General features: G+C 70.7%; 11 protein-coding genes. 7 read left to right on the top strand and 4 right to left on the bottom strand.

Annotated elements, in window-relative coordinates:
• Window positions 1-195 precede the first annotated feature (195 nt).
• The 3 genes from ACFC8N_RS04355 to ACFC8N_RS04345 all read left to right on the top strand — a co-directional run bounded on the left by ACFC8N_RS04355 (window position 196) and on the right by ACFC8N_RS04345 (window position 3,071).
• The gene (locus ACFC8N_RS04355) at window positions 196-1,116 is read left to right on the top strand and encodes a ComF family protein (RefSeq protein WP_376286209.1); all 921 of its coding nucleotides are present in this window, start codon (window positions 196-198) and stop codon (window positions 1,114-1,116) included.
• A 311-nt stretch (window positions 1,117-1,427) separates the two neighbouring features.
• Entirely contained in the window at window positions 1,428-2,120 is a 693-nt protein-coding gene (gene hpf / locus ACFC8N_RS04350; RefSeq protein WP_356031727.1) for a ribosome hibernation-promoting factor, HPF/YfiA family, read from the top strand.
• Between the two features lie 204 nt (window positions 2,121-2,324).
• Window positions 2,325-3,071 (top strand): response regulator transcription factor, encoded by a 747-nt coding sequence (locus ACFC8N_RS04345; RefSeq protein ID WP_356031725.1) that lies wholly within the window; start codon window positions 2,325-2,327, stop codon window positions 3,069-3,071.
• 28 nt (window positions 3,072-3,099) lie between these two features.
• On the opposite strand, the gene ACFC8N_RS04340 is transcribed toward ACFC8N_RS04345, so the two are convergent.
• Together ACFC8N_RS04340 and ACFC8N_RS04335 are read right to left on the bottom strand one after the other, a co-directional pair.
• Window positions 3,100-4,275, bottom strand: a complete 1,176-nt coding sequence (locus tag ACFC8N_RS04340) for a winged helix-turn-helix domain-containing protein (protein WP_376286204.1) — start codon at window positions 4,273-4,275, stop codon at window positions 3,100-3,102.
• Window positions 4,276-4,338: 63 nt separating this feature from the next.
• On the bottom strand, window positions 4,339-4,908 hold the full coding sequence (locus ACFC8N_RS04335) for a GNAT family protein (protein ID WP_356031720.1): 570 nt from the start codon (window positions 4,906-4,908) through the stop codon (window positions 4,339-4,341).
• Between the two features lie 253 nt (window positions 4,909-5,161).
• Here ACFC8N_RS04335 and secA point away from each other — a divergent pair, with 253 nt between their 5' ends.
• A complete protein-coding gene (gene secA, locus ACFC8N_RS04330; protein WP_362823379.1) occupies window positions 5,162-7,972 on the top strand; it encodes a preprotein translocase subunit SecA in 2,811 nt (936 codons plus the stop codon).
• 114 nt (window positions 7,973-8,086) lie between these two features.
• Here secA and ACFC8N_RS04325 read toward each other — a convergent pair whose 3' ends face one another.
• Window positions 8,087-8,602 (bottom strand): Rv3235 family protein, encoded by a 516-nt coding sequence (locus ACFC8N_RS04325; RefSeq protein ID WP_362823380.1) that lies wholly within the window; start codon window positions 8,600-8,602, stop codon window positions 8,087-8,089.
• Between the two features lie 290 nt (window positions 8,603-8,892).
• Between ACFC8N_RS04325 and ACFC8N_RS04320 the strand changes: the two genes are divergently transcribed.
• Together ACFC8N_RS04320 and ACFC8N_RS04315 are read left to right on the top strand one after the other, a co-directional pair.
• Window positions 8,893-9,408: a DUF6912 family protein gene (locus tag ACFC8N_RS04320; RefSeq protein WP_356031713.1), complete on the top strand. Its 516-nt coding sequence runs from the start codon at window positions 8,893-8,895 to the stop codon at window positions 9,406-9,408.
• A 71-nt stretch (window positions 9,409-9,479) separates the two neighbouring features.
• Window positions 9,480-10,148: an HAD family hydrolase gene (locus ACFC8N_RS04315; RefSeq protein WP_376286199.1), complete on the top strand. Its 669-nt coding sequence runs from the start codon at window positions 9,480-9,482 to the stop codon at window positions 10,146-10,148.
• Between the two features lie 94 nt (window positions 10,149-10,242).
• On the opposite strand, the gene ACFC8N_RS04310 is transcribed toward ACFC8N_RS04315, so the two are convergent.
• The gene (locus ACFC8N_RS04310; protein WP_356031709.1) at window positions 10,243-10,809 is read right to left on the bottom strand and encodes a DJ-1/PfpI family protein; all 567 of its coding nucleotides are present in this window, start codon (window positions 10,807-10,809) and stop codon (window positions 10,243-10,245) included.
• A gap of 572 nt (window positions 10,810-11,381) precedes the next feature.
• Between ACFC8N_RS04310 and ACFC8N_RS04305 the strand changes: the two genes are divergently transcribed.
• Window positions 11,382-16,319: an NAD-glutamate dehydrogenase gene (locus ACFC8N_RS04305; protein ID WP_356031707.1), complete on the top strand. Its 4,938-nt coding sequence runs from the start codon at window positions 11,382-11,384 to the stop codon at window positions 16,317-16,319.
• Window positions 16,320-16,380 lie beyond the last annotated feature (61 nt).

Genomic DNA, 16,380 nt, shown 5'->3' with positions numbered 1-16,380 from the left:
TCTGCGGGGCGGGCGCGGCCGCGGGCGCGCCGAGCGCGGCGTTCCGCACCTCTGTCCCGCACCGCTGGTCCCGCACCCCTGTCATCTCCCTGTTCACTCGTATGGGTGATGGGCGTTGTGCGCTGCCCCGGGTTGTCCACAGGGCGTTGTCCACAGGGGTGGCAGGGCGGCTGCGGCGTTGGCACAGTGGTGGGCATGCGGGGGTGGTGGCGGGACCTCACCGACCTGGTGCTGCCGGCCGACTGCGCGGGCTGCGGAGCACCACGTACGGTGCTCTGCCCGCGGTGCCGGGCCGTGTTGGACGGGCGCGCGCCGCGGCGGGTGCGGCCGGTGCCGGAGCCGACCGGGCTGCCGGTGGTGTACGCGGCGGCTCCGTACGCGCAGGAGGTGCGGGAACTGCTGTTGGCGCACAAGGAGCGGGGCGCGCTGGCTCTTGCGGGAGTGCTGGGCGGGGCTCTGGCGGGGGTCGTGCGGGCGGGGCTCGGCGGGAGCGGCGGCGGTGCCCGCGACTGTCCGGACGCCGGAGGCACCGGCACCGGCGGCCGGCCGGGCGGGGCTGCGGGTGAGCGGACGGTGGTGCTCGTCCCCGTGCCCTCCGCGCGGTGGGCCGTGCGGGCGCGCGGACACGATCCGGTCCGACGGATGGCGCTCGCGGCGGCCGGGGAGCTGCGGCGTGCCGGGACGCCGGCCCGGGTGGCGGCCGTACTGCGCCAGCGCCGGCCGGTGGCGGACCAGGCCGCACTCGACGCGCGACAGCGCCTGGAGAACCTCTCCGGCGCGCTGGAGGTGACGGCGGGCGGCGGCCGGCTGCTGGACGGGGGACGGGTCGTGCTCGTGGACGACCTGATCACCACCGGCGCCAGCCTCGCGGAGGCGGCGCGGGCACTGCGGGATACGGCCCTGTCGAGTCGAGAAGAGGGGCGCGGAGTGAGAACCTCCGTGTACGCGGCCGTAACTCGGGAAGGAAGGGAAGAACGACAGAGCGGAGCGCGGTCGGACCACGGGAAGTGGGTGCATGATGCACCGGAAAAGACGGCGTCGAACACCCTCGGGTACGCGCTCCGTGCGGCCGTGGTCGCCGCTCCTCGGGATTCTTTCGAAATAAACAGGAACTGACCGTCAACCTGCATCGTTGCAGGTGGCGAGAGGGGAATTTCACCTGAACGGAGGTACGCCGCAGTAGAGGGTGACGACATCCGTCCGGGCGAGATATGTTCGGTTGTGAGGAAAGGCGCAGGCCACACCTCTCATATCCGAATGCCGTGGCGCGGGTTTTCCGCAATCACCCGCGCCCATGGGGTGGAGATCTCGCCCATGGGGGAGGAGGAGGTGAAGTCACCGAGTCCGAGGTCCGGTGAGCACCGGACCTGGTGCAAAAGGGAGTTGCTCCGCCGACCGAGCGGAGCGATCCGGGAACGGAGTTCTGCGTGGACATCGTCGTCAAGGGCCGCAAGACCGAGGTGCCCGAGCGGTTCCGCAAGCACGTGGCCGAGAAGCTGAAGCTGGAGAAGATCCAGAAGCTCGACGGCAAGGTGATCAGCCTCGACGTCGAGGTGTCCAAGGAGCCCAACCCCCGACAGGCCGACCGCTGTGACCGGGTGGAGATCACCCTCCGCTCCCGCGGTCCGGTGATCCGGGCGGAAGCGGCGGCCAGCGACCCGTACGCGGCACTCGACCTGGCGGCGGAGAAGCTGGACGCCCGGCTGCGCAAGCAGCACGACAAGCGTTTCTCGCGGCGCGGCGCCCGCCGGATCTCGGCGGCCGAGGTTCCCGACCACGTCCCCGGCGCGGCGACGCTGAACGGCAACGGCCTGCCCGTCCACGAAGAAGACATGGACGGGGTCCCGACGAAGAAGATCGGCTCGCTGGAGGTCAAGGGTGAGGGTCCCCTCATCGTCCGCGAGAAGACCCACGTCGCCTCACCGATGACCCTCGACCAGGCCCTCTACGAGATGGAGCTGGTCGGGCACGACTTCTACTTGTTCGTCGACGCCGAGACGAAGCAACCGAGCGTCGTCTACCGGCGCCACGCCTACGACTACGGCGTGATCCATCTCGACCAGGACCAGATGGTCGCTGAGGCGCAGGCCCCCGCGGCGGGGGGCACGCTGGGCGGCTGATCCACCCGGAAGAAGCGGAACCGGTGCCCCTGGCAGCGCGTGTGCGCCCCCAGGGGCACCGGTGTGCGACCAGTTCACGCCCCGCATGTCACCTCTGCGTCGCCCGGGCATGAAATCATGGCCGAACCGGCCCAACCGGTGGGCCGTTGCCTTGGGTTGGCGATGGCGCGGGACAACAGGCCACAGCCTTCAGGGGGAGGAACGATGGCGGACACCTTCGGACCGATGCGGGACGAAGACGCCGACGACGGTGTCATCGGCAGGGGCCCGGACGCGGGCTCCTCACGCAGGGAGCCGATCAGGGTCCTGGTCGTGGACGACCACGCCCTCTTCCGGCGGGGCCTGGAGATCGTGCTGGCGGCCGAGGAGGACATCCAGGTCATCGGCGAGGCCGGCGACGGCGCCGAGGCCGTGGAGAAGGCCGCCGACCTGCTGCCCGACATCGTGCTGATGGACGTCCGCATGCCCAAGCGGGGTGGAATCGAAGCCTGCACCTCCATCAAGGAGGTCGCCCCCAGCGCGAAGATCATCATGCTGACGATCAGCGACGAGGAGGCCGACCTCTACGACGCGATCAAGGCGGGGGCGACCGGATACCTCCTCAAGGAGATCTCCACCGACGAGGTGGCGACCGCCATTCGCGCGGTGGCCGACGGGCAGTCCCAGATCAGCCCGTCCATGGCGTCCAAGCTCCTCACCGAGTTCAAGTCGATGATCCAGCGCACCGACGAGCGACGGCTGGTGCCCGCGCCACGGCTGACCGACCGGGAGCTGGAGGTCCTCAAGCTCGTCGCGACGGGGATGAACAACCGGGACATCGCCAAAGAGCTGTTCATCTCCGAGAACACCGTGAAGAACCACGTCCGCAACATCCTGGAGAAGCTCCAGCTGCACTCCAGGATGGAAGCGGTGGTCTACGCGATGCGGGAGAAGATCCTCGAGATCCGGTAGGGGACGACGGCGGCGGATCCGGCGGAGGTCAGCCGAGGGCGCGGGCGAGTTCCCTGACCAGGGGCTCGCGCAGCTCCGGCGTTGCCACACGCTCCACGCGGACGTCCGTGCAGTCCACCCAGCTCGCCGCCTCGACCAGGGCCTGTGCGACCGCCGGGACGGCCTTCAGCTCGTCCACAGTGACCTGCTTGGCCACCAGCGTGCGGCCCTCGCGGGCCGGATCCACCCGTCCGACCAGCCGGCCGCCCGCCAGCACCGGCATCGCGAAGTAGCCGTAGACCCGCTTCGGCTTGGGGACGTACGCCTCCAGGCGGTGGGTGAAGCCGAAGATCCGCTCCGTGCGCGCCCGCTCCCAGATCAGTGAGTCGAACGGCGACAGCAGCGTGGTCCGGTGCCGGCCGCGCGGCGGGGTCGCGAGGGCCGCCGGGTCGGCCCAGGCGGGCCTGCCCCAGCCCTCGACCTCGACCGGCACCAGGCCCGAGTCGGCGATCACCGCGTCGACCTGCTCGCCCTTGAGACGGTGGTAGTCGGCGATGTCCGCGCGCGTGCCCACGCCCAGGGACTCGCCGGCCAGCCGGACCAGGCGGCGCAGGCACTCGGTGTCGTCCAGCTCGTCGTGCAGCAGCATGTCCGGGATCGCACGCTCGGCGAGGTCGTACACCCGCTTCCAGCCGCGCCGCTGGACGCAGACCACCTCGCCGTACATCAGCGCGCGCTCCACGGCTACCTTGGTGCCCGACCAGTCCCACCATTCGTTCGTCCTCTTCGCGCCGCCCAGCTCCGTGGAGGTCAGCGGGCCCTCCGCGCGCAGCTGCTTGATGACCTGGTCGTACGCGCCGTCGGGCAGATCGTGGTTCCAGTGCGGGCGATGACGGTAGGCGCGGCGGCGGAAGGCGAAGTGCGGCCACTCCTCGACCGGGAGGATGCACGCCGCGTGCGACCAGTACTCGAAGGCGTGCGTGTCGTGCCAGTAGGCCGATTCGACCGTCTTGCGGCCGACGGCACCCAGGCGGGCGTAGGGCACGAGTTCGTGGGAGCGGGCCAGGACCGAGATCGTGTCGAGCTGGACCGCGCCGAGGTGGCGCAGCACCCCGCGGACACCGGCCCGCCGGTCGGGCGCGCCGAGGAAGCCCTGGGCCCGCAGGGCGATGCGGCGGGCGTCGTCCGCGGTGAGGGAGGTGGTCGGGCGCGGAAGGGTCGTCATGCCCCGGACCCTAGAGGCTGCCACTGACAATCCGTGCTGAGCTGGGCGTTCGCCCCGGGCGGCTCAGCCGCGGGCCGGCAGGTACGGCGCCGTGGAGGGCAGGCCCAGGTCCGAGGGGAGCAGCGAGCCGACCCAGCAGTCCCGCCGTACCCCCTTGTTGTTCACCGCGGAGCGCAGGGTGCCCTCGATGGTGAAGCCCGCGCGCTCGGCCACCGCACGGGAGGGGTGGTTGCCGACCTCGGCGCGCCATTCGACCCGGTCGACACCGACCGCGGTGAAGATCCACCGGCAGGCCGCGAGCGTGGCCTCGGTGACGTAGCCGCGCCCGCGGTGCTCCGCCGTTCCCCAGAAGCCGACCTCCGCCACGCCGAGCGAACGCATGGTGAGACCGAGCATTCCGGCGAGTTCCCCGCCCGGCAGGAAGACGCCGAAGGTGAACATCGAACCCTGCTCCCAGCCCTCGGGGACCAGCTGCTGGGTGAAACTGCCCGCGTGCTCGGGCAGGTAGGGGGAGGGGACGGTGGTCCAGCGCTGGATGCCGGGGTCCTGCGCGGCCTCGTAGACCGCCTGGGTGTCGTGCGGGCCGACCGTGCGCAGGACCAGGCGGTCCGTGGTGAGAGTGACGGGTTCCATCGACCGATTGTGCTGGGCGTCCCGCGCGCGGGCCATCGTTTTTCGCTATGCGTGAGCGCGTGATCACATTTCGCGCAATTCCTCGCTCCGATGCGGCACTATCCCCGTGCCCCGTCCGTTGTCCTGGATGAGGCAAGCCGTCGGGCCGCCAGGCCTCCCGGCCCAGCCGGGTCCTCGCATACGATGGCCGTTGCTCAGTACGTCCAATGGAAACCGACCGTCCCAGGCCCGACCGGCAAGGAGACATACCCCCGTGTCCGTCCTCTCGAAGATCATGCGTGCAGGCGAAGGCAAGATCCTGCGCAAGCTGCACCGCATCGCGGACCAGGTCAACTCCATCGAAGAGGACTTCGTCGACCTCTCCGACGCCGAGCTGCGGGCCCTCACCGAGGAGTACAAGCAGCGGTACGCCGACGGTGAGAGCCTGGACGACCTGCTCCCCGAGGCGTTCGCCACCGTCCGCGAGGCCGCCAAGCGCGTGCTCGGCCAGCGGCACTACGACGTGCAGATGATGGGTGGCGCCGCCCTCCACCTCGGCTACGTGGCCGAGATGAAGACCGGCGAGGGCAAGACCCTCGTCGGCACGCTGCCCGCGTATCTGAACGCGCTGTCCGGCGACGGCGTCCACCTCATCACGGTCAACGACTACCTGGCCGAGCGCGACTCCGAGATGATGGGCCGCGTCCACAAGTTCCTGGGCCTGACCGTCGGTTGCATCCTCGCCAACATGACGCCGGCCCAGCGCCGCGAGCAGTACGAATGCGACATCACGTACGGCACGAACAACGAGTTCGGCTTCGACTACCTGCGCGACAACATGGCGTGGTCGAAGGACGAGCTGGTGCAGCGCGGCCACAACTTCGCCATCGTCGACGAGGTCGACTCCATCCTGGTCGACGAGGCCCGTACGCCGCTGATCATCTCCGGCCCGGCCGACCAGGCCACCAAGTGGTACGGCGACTTCGCCAAGCTCGTCACGCGCCTGAAGAAGGGCGAGGCCGGCAACCCGCTCAAGGGCGTCGAGGAGACCGGCGACTACGACGTCGACGAGAAGAAGCGCACCGTCGCCATCCACGAGAACGGCGTCAGCAAGGTCGAGGACTGGCTGGGCATCGACAACCTCTACGAGTCGGTGAACACCCCGCTGGTGGGCTACCTGAACAACGCCATCAAGGCGAAGGAACTGTTCAAGAAGGACAAGGACTACGTCGTCATCGACGGCGAGGTCATGATCGTCGACGAGCACACGGGCCGTATCCTCGCCGGCCGCCGCTACAACGAGGGCATGCACCAGGCGATCGAGGCGAAGGAGGGGGTGGACATCAAGGACGAGAACCAGACGCTCGCCACGATCACCCTCCAGAACTTCTTCCGCCTCTACTCGAAGCTCTCCGGCATGACCGGTACGGCGATGACCGAGGCCGCCGAGTTCCACCAGATCTACAAGCTCGGCGTGGTCCCGATCCCGACCAACAGGCCGATGGTCCGCAAGGACCAGTCGGACCTGATCTACCGCACCGAGGTCGCCAAGTTCGAGGCGGTCGTCGACGACATCGCGGAGAAGCACGAGAAGGGCCAGCCGATCCTCGTCGGCACGACCTCCGTCGAGAAGTCGGAGTACCTCTCGCAGCAGCTCTCCAAGCGCGGCATCCAGCACGAGGTGCTCAACGCCAAGCAGCACGAGCGCGAGGCGTCGATCGTCGCGCAGGCCGGCCGCAAGGGCGCCGTGACCGTGGCGACCAACATGGCCGGCCGTGGTACGGACATCAAGCTCGGCGGCAACCCCGAGGACCTCGCCGAGGCGGAGCTGCGCCAGCGCGGCCTCGACCCCGAGGAGCACATCGAGGAGTGGGCGCAGGCGCTGCCCGCCGCCCTGGAGAAGGCCGAGCAGGCGGTCAAGGCCGAGAAGGACGAGGTCGAGGACCTCGGCGGGCTGTACGTCCTCGGCACCGAGCGGCACGAGTCGCGCCGTATCGACAACCAGCTGCGCGGTCGTTCCGGCCGTCAGGGCGACCCGGGCGAGTCCCGGTTCTACCTCTCCCTCGGTGACGACCTGATGCGCCTGTTCAAGGCCCAGATGGTCGAGCGCGTGATGTCCATGGCGAACGTGCCGGACGACGTGCCGATCGAGAACAAGATGGTCACGCGCGCGATCGCGTCCGCGCAGTCGCAGGTCGAGCAGCAGAACTTCGAGACCCGTAAGAACGTCCTGAAGTACGACGAGGTGCTCAACCGGCAGCGCGAGGTCATCTACGGCGAGCGCCGCCGCGTGCTGGAGGGCGAGGACCTGCACGAGCAGGTCCAGCACTTCATGAACGACACGATCGACGCGTACGTCAGCGCGGAGACCGCCGAGGGCTTCCCGGAGGACTGGGACCTGGACCGGCTGTGGGGTGCCTTCAAGCAGCTCTACCCGGTGAAGGTCGACATCGACGAGCTGGAGGAGGCCGCCGGCGACCGGGCCGGTCTGACGGCCGAGTTCATCTCCGAGTCCGTCAAGGAGGACATCCACGAGCAGTACGAGTCCCGGGAGGCCCAGCTCGGCTCCGAGATCATGCGGGAGCTGGAGCGCCGGGTCGTGCTGTCGGTCCTCGACCGCAAGTGGCGCGAGCACCTCTACGAGATGGACTACCTCCAGGAGGGCATCGGCCTGCGCGCGATGGCGCAGAAGGACCCGCTGGTCGAGTACCAGCGCGAGGGCTTCGACATGTTCACCGCGATGATGGAGGGCATCAAGGAGGAGTCCGTCGGCTATCTGTTCAACCTGGAGGTCCAGGTCGAGCAGCAGGTCGAGGAGGTCCCCGTCGAGGCCGCCGAGCCGGTTGCCGAGGGCGTCCAGGACACGGTCCCGGCCCAGGCGGGGGCCCGTCCCGAGATCCGCGCGAAGGGTCTGGACGTGCCGCAGCGGCGGGATCTGCACTTCTCCGCGCCGACGGTGGACGGCGAGGGCGGTGTCGTCGAGCGCGACCTGGAGGACGACGAGCCGGTGCGGTCCGAGTCGGACGGCCTGACGCGTGCCGAGCGCCGTCGCCAGGCCAAGGGCGGACGGCGCCGCAAGAAGTGACGCGCGCGCGGTCGCAGAGCGGCTGAGCAGGGCCGGGCTCCCTCGGGGGAGCCCGGCCCTTCGCCGTGGTGCCGGTGGCGGGGTTCGCCGGGCCTCGGCGGTGGTTGTGGGGGGCTACGGGGATGGCTGGGAGCGGGCTCCGGCTTCCACCGCCGTGCAGCGCCAGCGGAGGTCCTGGCCCAGTTCCAGGCGGAAGGCCAGCGCGCGGAGCCGGCTGCCGGCGGAGATGCGGGCGAAGACCTCCAGGGCGCCGTCGCAGGGGACGTAGTAGCCGATGTCCCGGACGACGGGGCGGGCGCCGTGGGTGCGCAGGGGGCCGCGTTCGGCGAGGAGGGCCAGGTCGTCGTAGGCGCGGCCGGCGGTGTGGCGGAGCATCCAGTGGACGGGGCGCTGACCGCTCAGGACGGCCAGCAGGCGGTCCGCGAAGACGTCGGTGGGGCGCTGTGGGGGCTGGGCCGTCTCCGGGGCCCTGAGGGGCGGGCCGGCCGTCCTGGCAGGCGCCGGTGTGTCGCGGGCGCTCCTCGTCGGCGGCTTGCGGGGCGGGGCGCCGCCGGGGCGGCGGGTGTCGTGGCGGGTCGGCGGGCGGTGGCGCGGGCGGGGCTGGACGGTACGGCTCATGACCTTGTTCATGGGGTCCCCGTTCGGCGGGCTCGGTTGATACCGGTCGGTAACTCGCTGGTGGGGATCTTGTACGGGGCGCGGAGCCGGGTGGCAAGGGCGGCGGTGCGCTGCGGGGAGGGGCGGAGAAGTTCGCCTATCCGGGGGACCCGTGGGTCCTGGAACCCCGGAATCACGCGGGCGCACCGGGTGAATGCGTGGCCCGGTGTCCACGGGTTCACGGGTGTGGGCAGGGACTCGAAAGGGGACCCGCGCACGTATCCTGAAGCCTTCGAGCCCTTGATCAGGAAAGAGCGGCCACCATGCGCGTCTACGTCCCCCTGACCCTTCCCGCGCTCGCCGAGGCGCACAAGACGGGTGAGCTGGGGAGCGGCCCCTTCGTCGCGTACGCCGTCACACCCGAACTGCGTGCGTGGTACGTCTCCGAGGACGTCGAGGAGCTGGAGTACGCCGCGCTCGGGCAGGCCGCGCTGGCCTCGCTGCGGCGGCTGGCGGCGGATCCGGGCGCGGCGCGGCGCCGGGTCGTGGTCGCCGTGGACGTGCCGGACGGTGCCGCGAGCGCCGGTCCGGACCGGGGGGCGGACCCGTCCGCGCCGGGCGAGGTGACCGTGGCGTTGAGCGTGCCGCTCGCGAAGGCGGCCGCCGTGCACGTCGACGCCGACGACGCGGAGCAGGACGTGGCCGCGGCGGCGCAGGCGCTGGCGGCGGCGGACGGCGGGGACGACGACGCGCAGTCCGTCGTGGACGGGGCGGACGACCACGAGCTGCTCTGGTTCGCCACGCAGGAGATCCCCAACCTGGTCGGGCAGGGCGCCTGACGTCGGGCCCGTCGTCGGCCCGGGGCGTGCGGCCGGGGTGATTGTCAGTGGGGGCGAGTACGGTTTTCGGCATGGGGATGCACGGAAGCGCGCACATCGTCTGGGACTGGAACGGCACGCTGTTCCACGACAATGACGCGATCATCGGGGCGACGAACGCGGCCTTCGCCGAGCTGGGGCTCGCGCCGATCACGATGGAGGAGTACCGGGCGCTGTACTGCGTGCCGGTGCCGAAGTTCTACGAGCGGCTGCTCGGGCGGCTGCCGACCGAGGCCGAGTGGGAGCTGATGGACGGGGTGTTCCATCGGCACTACGCGGAGCAGCGGGGGCGCTGCGGGCTGGCCGACGGGGCGGCGGAGCTGCTCGCCGGATGGAGAACAGCCGGGCACAGCCAGTCCCTGCTGAGCATGTACGGACACGAGGAACTGGTGCCGCTCGTGCGGGGGTTCGGCATCGAGGCGCAGTTCCTGCGGGTCGACGGGCGTACGGGGCCGTCCGGGGGGAGCAAGGCCGCGCACATGGTGCGGCATCTGGCGGCGCTCGGGACGGGCGTGGAGCCCGCGCGGACCGTGGTGATCGGGGACGCGGCGGACGACGCGGTCGCGGCGCGCGAGGTGGGAGCGCGGGCCGTGCTGTACACCGGGGGGTCGCACAGCCGGGACAGCCTGGAGGCCGTGGGCGTGCCGGTCGTGGACACGCTCGCGGAGGCGGTGCAGGAAGCAGAGCGAATAGCGGCGTAGCCGGGGACCGGCACCGCTGCGGCGGTACGGCCGCTGCGCCCGCCCTCGCCCCGCCGTCCCGCCCGCCCCCGCTCTCCGCCCTGCCTCGCGCCCCTCAGCCCGCCGGTGCCGCCGCCCGCAGGACCTTCAGGAACTCGCGCATCCAGGCCGGGTGGTCCGGCCAGGCACGGGAGGAGACCAGGGTGCCGTCGACGACCGCCTCGGTGTCCTGGAAGCCCGCGCCGGCCGCCTGCATGTCCGGTTCCAGGGCGGGGTACGCGGTGACCCTGCGGCCGCGCAGGGTGTCGATCGCCGCGGTGAGCAGAGGGCCGTGGCAGATCTGGGCGACGGGCTTGTCGGCGTCGAAGAAGGCCTTGAGGATCTTGCGCAGCTCGGGGTCGTTGCGCAGGTACTCCGGGGCGCGGCCGCCGGGGACGACGAGGGCGACGTACTCGCCGGGGTCGACGTCGGCGAAGGCCAGGTCGGCGGGCCAGGTGTAGCCGGGCTTCTCCGTGTAGGTGTCGTAGCCGGGTTCGAAGTCGTGGACGACGAAGCGCAGGGTCTTGCGGGAGGGAGCGGCGATATGGACCTCGTAGCCTTCCTCCAGCAGGCGCTGATAGGGGTAGAGGACTTCCAGGGATTCCGCTGCGTCGCCGGTGACGATCAGGATCTTCGCGGGCATGTCGGCTCCTCCGGGCAGGCAGGGTGTGCTCTCAGGGTGAGGTCGGGGATCTCGCGGCGCGACCTGACACTGAGACCTACCCGGACCGGCCTCCCGGCTACCCGCGGCCGCCCCCGCCGGATACGTCACTCGGGCCCGCCCCGGCGCTGTGCAGAACGTCAAACTTCGACCCCCTGTTTTGTACACATACGGCTCATGACGAGCCCGGGGTGAGGAGCGATAGCCTTGTGGCGTGATCAGCGCGATAGTTCGCGGGGACGATCGTGTCCCTGCCCCGCGCCCGGGTTGCACGGAACACCTCCGTGGCCGGGCGGCGGTCGCTGGTCTTCGCGGGCGGGGCGGGGCCGCAGGAGCTCCCGGGGCGCCGTGGGCAACCCTGGACATGGCCGTGCCGAGAGCAGCGTCACGCCTGGCGGGTGTGACGACAATGGCCGAACTCCCCCCGCTCATCTCACCTCGCGGCATAGCGTCTGAGTGGTCCGGACACCCCGGGCTGTGGCGTCGAGCCGGAGGGAAAGAGACCGTACTTCCTTCTACGTCACGCAACGGCGCGCGACAGGAGTCAGAGGACAATGCAGACCAAGCTGGACGAAGCCAAGGCCGAGCTGCTCGGAAGGGCCGCCCGGGTAGCTGAGAACAGCCCGGTCGGGGGGCACCTACCGACCGGGACCGCGGGCGAGGGCTCCCCGGACACCCCGGACAGCGAGTCCGTGCTCGCGTTCCTCCAGCGGTACTACCTGCACACCGCCCCGGAAGACCTCGCCGACCGCGACCCGGTCGACGTCTTCGGCGCCGCGGTCTCCCACTACCGTCTCGCCGAGACCCGCCCCCAGGGCACGGCGAACGTGCGGGTCCACACCCCGACCGTGGAGGAGAACGGGTGGACCTGCAGCCACAGCGTGGTCGAGGTCGTCACCGACGACATGCCCTTCCTGGTCGACTCGGTCACCAATGAGCTGACCCGGCAGGGACGCGGCATCCACGTCGTCGTCCATCCCCAGTTCGTCGTCCGGCGTGATCTGACCGGCAGGCTGCTGGAGGTCCTGCCGACCCCGCCCGCCGGCGACCTCCCGCACGACGCGCACTTCGAGTCCTGGATCCACGTCGAGATCGACCGGGAGACGGACCGCGCCGACCTGAAGCAGATCACCGCCGATCTGCTGCGCGTCCTGTCCGACGTCCGCGAGGCCGTCGAGGACTGGGAGAAGATGCGCGCCACGGCGATCCGGATCGCCGACGAGCTGCCGACCGACCCCGCCCCCGGCGACCTGGCCAAGGCCGAGGTCGAGGAGGCGCGTGAGCTGCTGCGCTGGCTGTCCGACGAGCACTTCACCTTCCTCGGCTACCGCGAGTACGAGCTGCGCGACGACGACACGCTCGCCGCCGTGCCCGGCACCGGCCTCGGTGTCCTGCGCTCCGACCCGCAGCACGCCGAGGACGATCAGCACCCGGTCAGCCCGTCCTTCGAGCGGCTGTCGGCCGACGCCCGCGCCAAGGCCCGCGAGCACAAGCTCCTCGTTCTGACCAAGGCGAACAGCCGGGCCACCGTGCACCGGCCGTCGTACCTGGACTACGTCGGGGTCAAGAAGTTCGACGCGGACGGCAACGTCGTCGGCGAGCGGCGGTTCCTCGGGCTCTTCTCGTCCGCCGCGTACACCGACTCCGTGCGCCGGGTCCCCGTCGTCCGCCGCAAGGTCGACGAGGTGCTGCACCGCGCCGGGTTCTCGCCGAACAGCCACGACGGCCGTGACCTGCTCCAGATCCTGGAGACCTACCCGCGCGACGAGCTGTTCCAGACGCCCGTCGCCGAGCTCCAGTCCATCGTCACCTCCGTGCTCTACCTCCAGGAGCGCCGCCGGCTGCGGCTGTACCTGCGCCAGGACGAGTACGGGCGCTACTACTCGGCCCTCGTCTACCTCCCGCGCGACCGCTACACCACGGGTGTCCGGCTGCGGATCATCGACATCCTCAAGGAGGAGCTCGGCGGCATCAGCGTCGACTTCACCGCCTGGAACACCGAATCGATCCTGTCCCGGCTGCACTTCGTCGTCCGCGTCCCGCCGGGCACCGTGCTGCCCGAGCTGTCGGACGCCGACCGCGACCGCATCGAGGCCCGTCTCGTCGAGGCCGCCCGCTCCTGGGCCGACGCGTTCGCCGAGGCGCTGACCGCCGAGTGCGGCGAGGAGCACGCGGCCGAGATGCTGCGCCGCTACGGCACCGCGTTCCCCGAGGGCTACAAGGCCGACCACACGCCGCGTGCCGCGGTCGCCGACCTGGTCCACCTGGAGCAGCTCGGCGGGGACAAGACCTTCAGCCTGAGCCTGTACGAGCCGGTGGGCGCGGGTCCCGAGGAGCGCCGGTTCAAGATCTACCAGAAGGGCGGCTCGGTCTCCCTCTCGCACGTGCTGCCGGTGCTCAGCCGCCTCGGCGTCGAGGTCACCGACGAGCGGCCGTACGAGCTGCGCTGCTCGGACCGTACGACCGCCTGGATCTACGACTTCGGTCTGCGCGTGCCCCAGGCGGCGGGCGGCGGGGAGCACCTCGGCGACGACGCCCGTGACCGCTTCCAGGAGGCCTTCGCCGCCACCTGGACCGGCAAGGCCGAGAACGACGGCTTCAACGCGCTCGTGCTGGGCGCCGGGCTGTCCTGGCGGCAGGCGATGGTGCTGCGGGCCTACGCCAAGTACCTGCGCCAGGCCGGTTCGACCTTCTCGCAGGACTACATGGAGGACACCCTCCGCAACAACGTCCACACCACCCGGCTGCTCGTCTCGCTGTTCGAGGCGCGGATGTCGCCGGACCGGCAGAAGGCCGGCCTGGAGATCACGGACGCGCTGCTGGAGGAGCTGGACGCGGCCCTGGACCAGGTGGCGAGCCTGGACGAGGACCGGATCCTGCGGTCCTTCCTCACCGTCATCAAGGCGACGCTGCGCACGAACTTCTTCCAGGAGAAGGGCGACGGCACGCCGCACGACTACGTCTCCATGAAGTTCGACCCGCAGGCCATTCCCGACCTGCCCGCGCCGCGCCCGGCGTTCGAGATCTGGGTGTACTCGCCGCGCGTCGAGGGCGTGCACCTGCGCTTCGGCAAGGTCGCGCGCGGCGGTCTGCGCTGGTCCGACCGGCGTGAGGACTTCCGCACCGAGATCCTCGGCCTCGTCAAGGCGCAGATGGTGAAGAACACCGTCATCGTGCCGGTCGGCGCCAAGGGCGGCTTCGTCGCCAAGCAGCTGCCGGACCCGGCCAAGGACCGCGACGCGTGGCTGGCCGAGGGCGTCGCCAGCTACAAGACGTTCATCTCGGCGCTGCTCGACATCACCGACAACATGGTCGCCGGCGAGGTCGTGCCCCCGCAGGACGTGGTCCGCCACGACGGCGACGACACCTACCTGGTGGTCGCCGCCGACAAGGGCACCGCGACGTTCTCGGACATCGCCAACGGGGTCGCCGAGAAGTACAACTTCTGGCTGGGCGACGCCTTCGCCTCCGGCGGCAGCGCGGGCTACGACCACAAGGGCATGGGCATCACCGCGCGCGGCGCCTGGGAGTCCGTCAAGCGGCACTTCCGCGAGCTGGGCGTGGACACGCAAGGCCAGGACTTCACGGTCGTCGGCATCGGCGACATGTCCGGTGACGTGTTCGGCAACGGCATGCTGCTCTCCGAGCACATCCGGCTGGTCGCCGCCTTCGACCACCGGCACATCTTCATCGACCCCACCCCGGACGCGGAGACCTCGTACGCCGAGCGCCGCCGCCTGTTCGAGCTGCCCCGCTCCTCCTGGGCGGACTACAACACCGAGCTGCTGTCGGCGGGCGGCGGGATCTTCCCGCGCAGCGCCAAGTCGATCCCGGTGAACGCCCACGTCCGCGAGGCCCTCGGCATCGAGGGCAAGGTCACCAAGATGACCCCGGCCGACCTGATGAAGGCGATCCTGCACGCGCCGGTGGACCTGCTGTGGAACGGCGGCATCGGCACGTACGTGAAGTCGTCGGCCGAGTCCAACGCCGACGTCGGCGACAAGGCCAACGACGCCATCCGCGTCGACGGCGAGGACCTGCGTGTCAAGGTCGTCGGCGAGGGCGGCAACCTGGGTCTGACCCAGCTCGGCCGGATCGAGTTCGCCCGGCACGGCGGCAAGATCAACACCGACGCGATCGACAACAGCGCCGGTGTGGACACCTCCGACCACGAGGTGAACATCAAGATCCTGCTGAACGGCCTGGTCGCGGACGGCGACATGACCGTCAAGCAGCGCAACAAGCTCCTCGCCGAGATGACCGACGAGGTCGGCGCCCTGGTGCTGCGCAACAACTACGCGCAGAACACCGCCCTGGCCAACGCCCTCTCGCAGGCGGGCGCCATGCTCCACGCCCAGCAGCGGTTCATGCGTCACCTGGTGCGCGAGGGGCACCTGGACCGGGGGCTGGAGTTCCTGCCGACCGACCGCCAGATCCGTGAGCGGCTCGGCCAGGCGCAGGGCCTGACCAGCCCGGAGACGGCCGTCGTCATGGCGTACACGAAGATCACGGTCGCCGAGGAGCTGCTGCACACCTCGCTGCCGGACGACCCGTACCTGCGCGGCCTGCTGCACGCGTACTTCCCGACGGCCCTGCGCGAGCGGTTCGCCGAGGCGATCGACAACCACCCGCTGCGCCGTGAGATCACCACGACCGTGCTGGTCAACGACACGGTCAACACGGGCGGCACGACGTATCTGCACCGGCTGCGCGAGGAGACCGGTGCCTCCCTGGAGGAGATCGTGCGGGCGCAGACCGCGGCCCGCGCCATCTTCTCCTCGGCTCCGGTGTGGGACGCGGTCGAGGCCCTGGACAACAGGGTCGACGCCGCCGTCCAGACCCGCATCCGGCTGCACTCGCGCCGGCTGGTCGAGCGCGGCACGCGCTGGCTGCTCAACAACCGGCCGCAGCCGCTCCAGCTCGCCGAGACGGTCGAGTTCTTCGCCGAGCGGGTCGAGCGGGTCTGGCAGGAGCTGCCGAAGCTGCTGCGCGGCGCGGACCTGGAGTGGTACCAGCACGTGTACGACGAGCTCTCCGCCGTCGGCGTCCCGGACGAGCTCGCCACGCGCGTGGCCGGTTTCTCCTCGGCCTTCCCGACGCTGGACATCGTCTCGGTGGCCGACCGCACGGGCAAGGAGCCGCTCGACGTCGCCGACGTCTACTACGACCTCGCCGACCGGCTGAACATCACCCAGCTGATGGACCGCATCAGCGACCTGCCCCGCAACGACCGCTGGCAGTCCATGGCCCGCGCCTCCATCCGCGAGGACCTGTACGCGGCCCACGCGGGGCTCACCGCGGACGTGCTCGCGGCCGGCAACGGCACCTCGACGCCGGGGCAGCGGTTCGAGGCCTGGGAGCAGAAGAACTCCGCGATCCTGGGCCGGGCGCGCACCACCCTGGAGGAGATCCGCAGCTCGGACTCCTTCGACCTCGCCAACCTGTCGGTGGCGATGCGCACGATGCGGACGCTGCTGCGCACGCATTCGTAGGGTCCGCGCGTAAGGAAGGCACCGAAGACGCCCCGGGCACCCAGCGGCCCGGGGCGTCTCG

This window comes from Streptomyces sp. NPDC055966, from assembly GCF_042269865.1.
Classification (GTDB): domain Bacteria; phylum Actinomycetota; class Actinomycetes; order Streptomycetales; family Streptomycetaceae; genus Streptomyces.
This window is presented reverse-complemented; position numbering and strand designations above follow the sequence as displayed.

Bases quoted from the DNA above. Each gene is read 5' to 3' on its own strand.
- ACFC8N_RS04355 (WP_376286209.1), top strand. From the start codon at position 196: ATGCGGGGGTGGTGGCGGGACCTCACCGACCTGGTGCTGCCGGCCGAC.
- ACFC8N_RS04345 (WP_356031725.1), top strand. From the start codon at position 2,325: ATGGCGGACACCTTCGGACCGATGCGGGACGAAGACGCCGACGACGGT.
- ACFC8N_RS04340 (WP_376286204.1), bottom strand. From the start codon at position 4,275: ATGACGACCCTTCCGCGCCCGACCACCTCCCTCACCGCGGACGACGCC.
- ACFC8N_RS04335 (WP_356031720.1), bottom strand. From the start codon at position 4,908: ATGGAACCCGTCACTCTCACCACGGACCGCCTGGTCCTGCGCACGGTC.
- ACFC8N_RS04325 (WP_362823380.1), bottom strand. From the start codon at position 8,602: ATGAACAAGGTCATGAGCCGTACCGTCCAGCCCCGCCCGCGCCACCGC.
- ACFC8N_RS04320 (WP_356031713.1), top strand. From the start codon at position 8,893: ATGCGCGTCTACGTCCCCCTGACCCTTCCCGCGCTCGCCGAGGCGCAC.
- ACFC8N_RS04315 (WP_376286199.1), top strand. From the start codon at position 9,480: ATGGGGATGCACGGAAGCGCGCACATCGTCTGGGACTGGAACGGCACG.
- ACFC8N_RS04310 (WP_356031709.1), bottom strand. From the start codon at position 10,809: ATGCCCGCGAAGATCCTGATCGTCACCGGCGACGCAGCGGAATCCCTG.
- ACFC8N_RS04305 (WP_356031707.1), top strand. From the start codon at position 11,382: ATGCAGACCAAGCTGGACGAAGCCAAGGCCGAGCTGCTCGGAAGGGCC.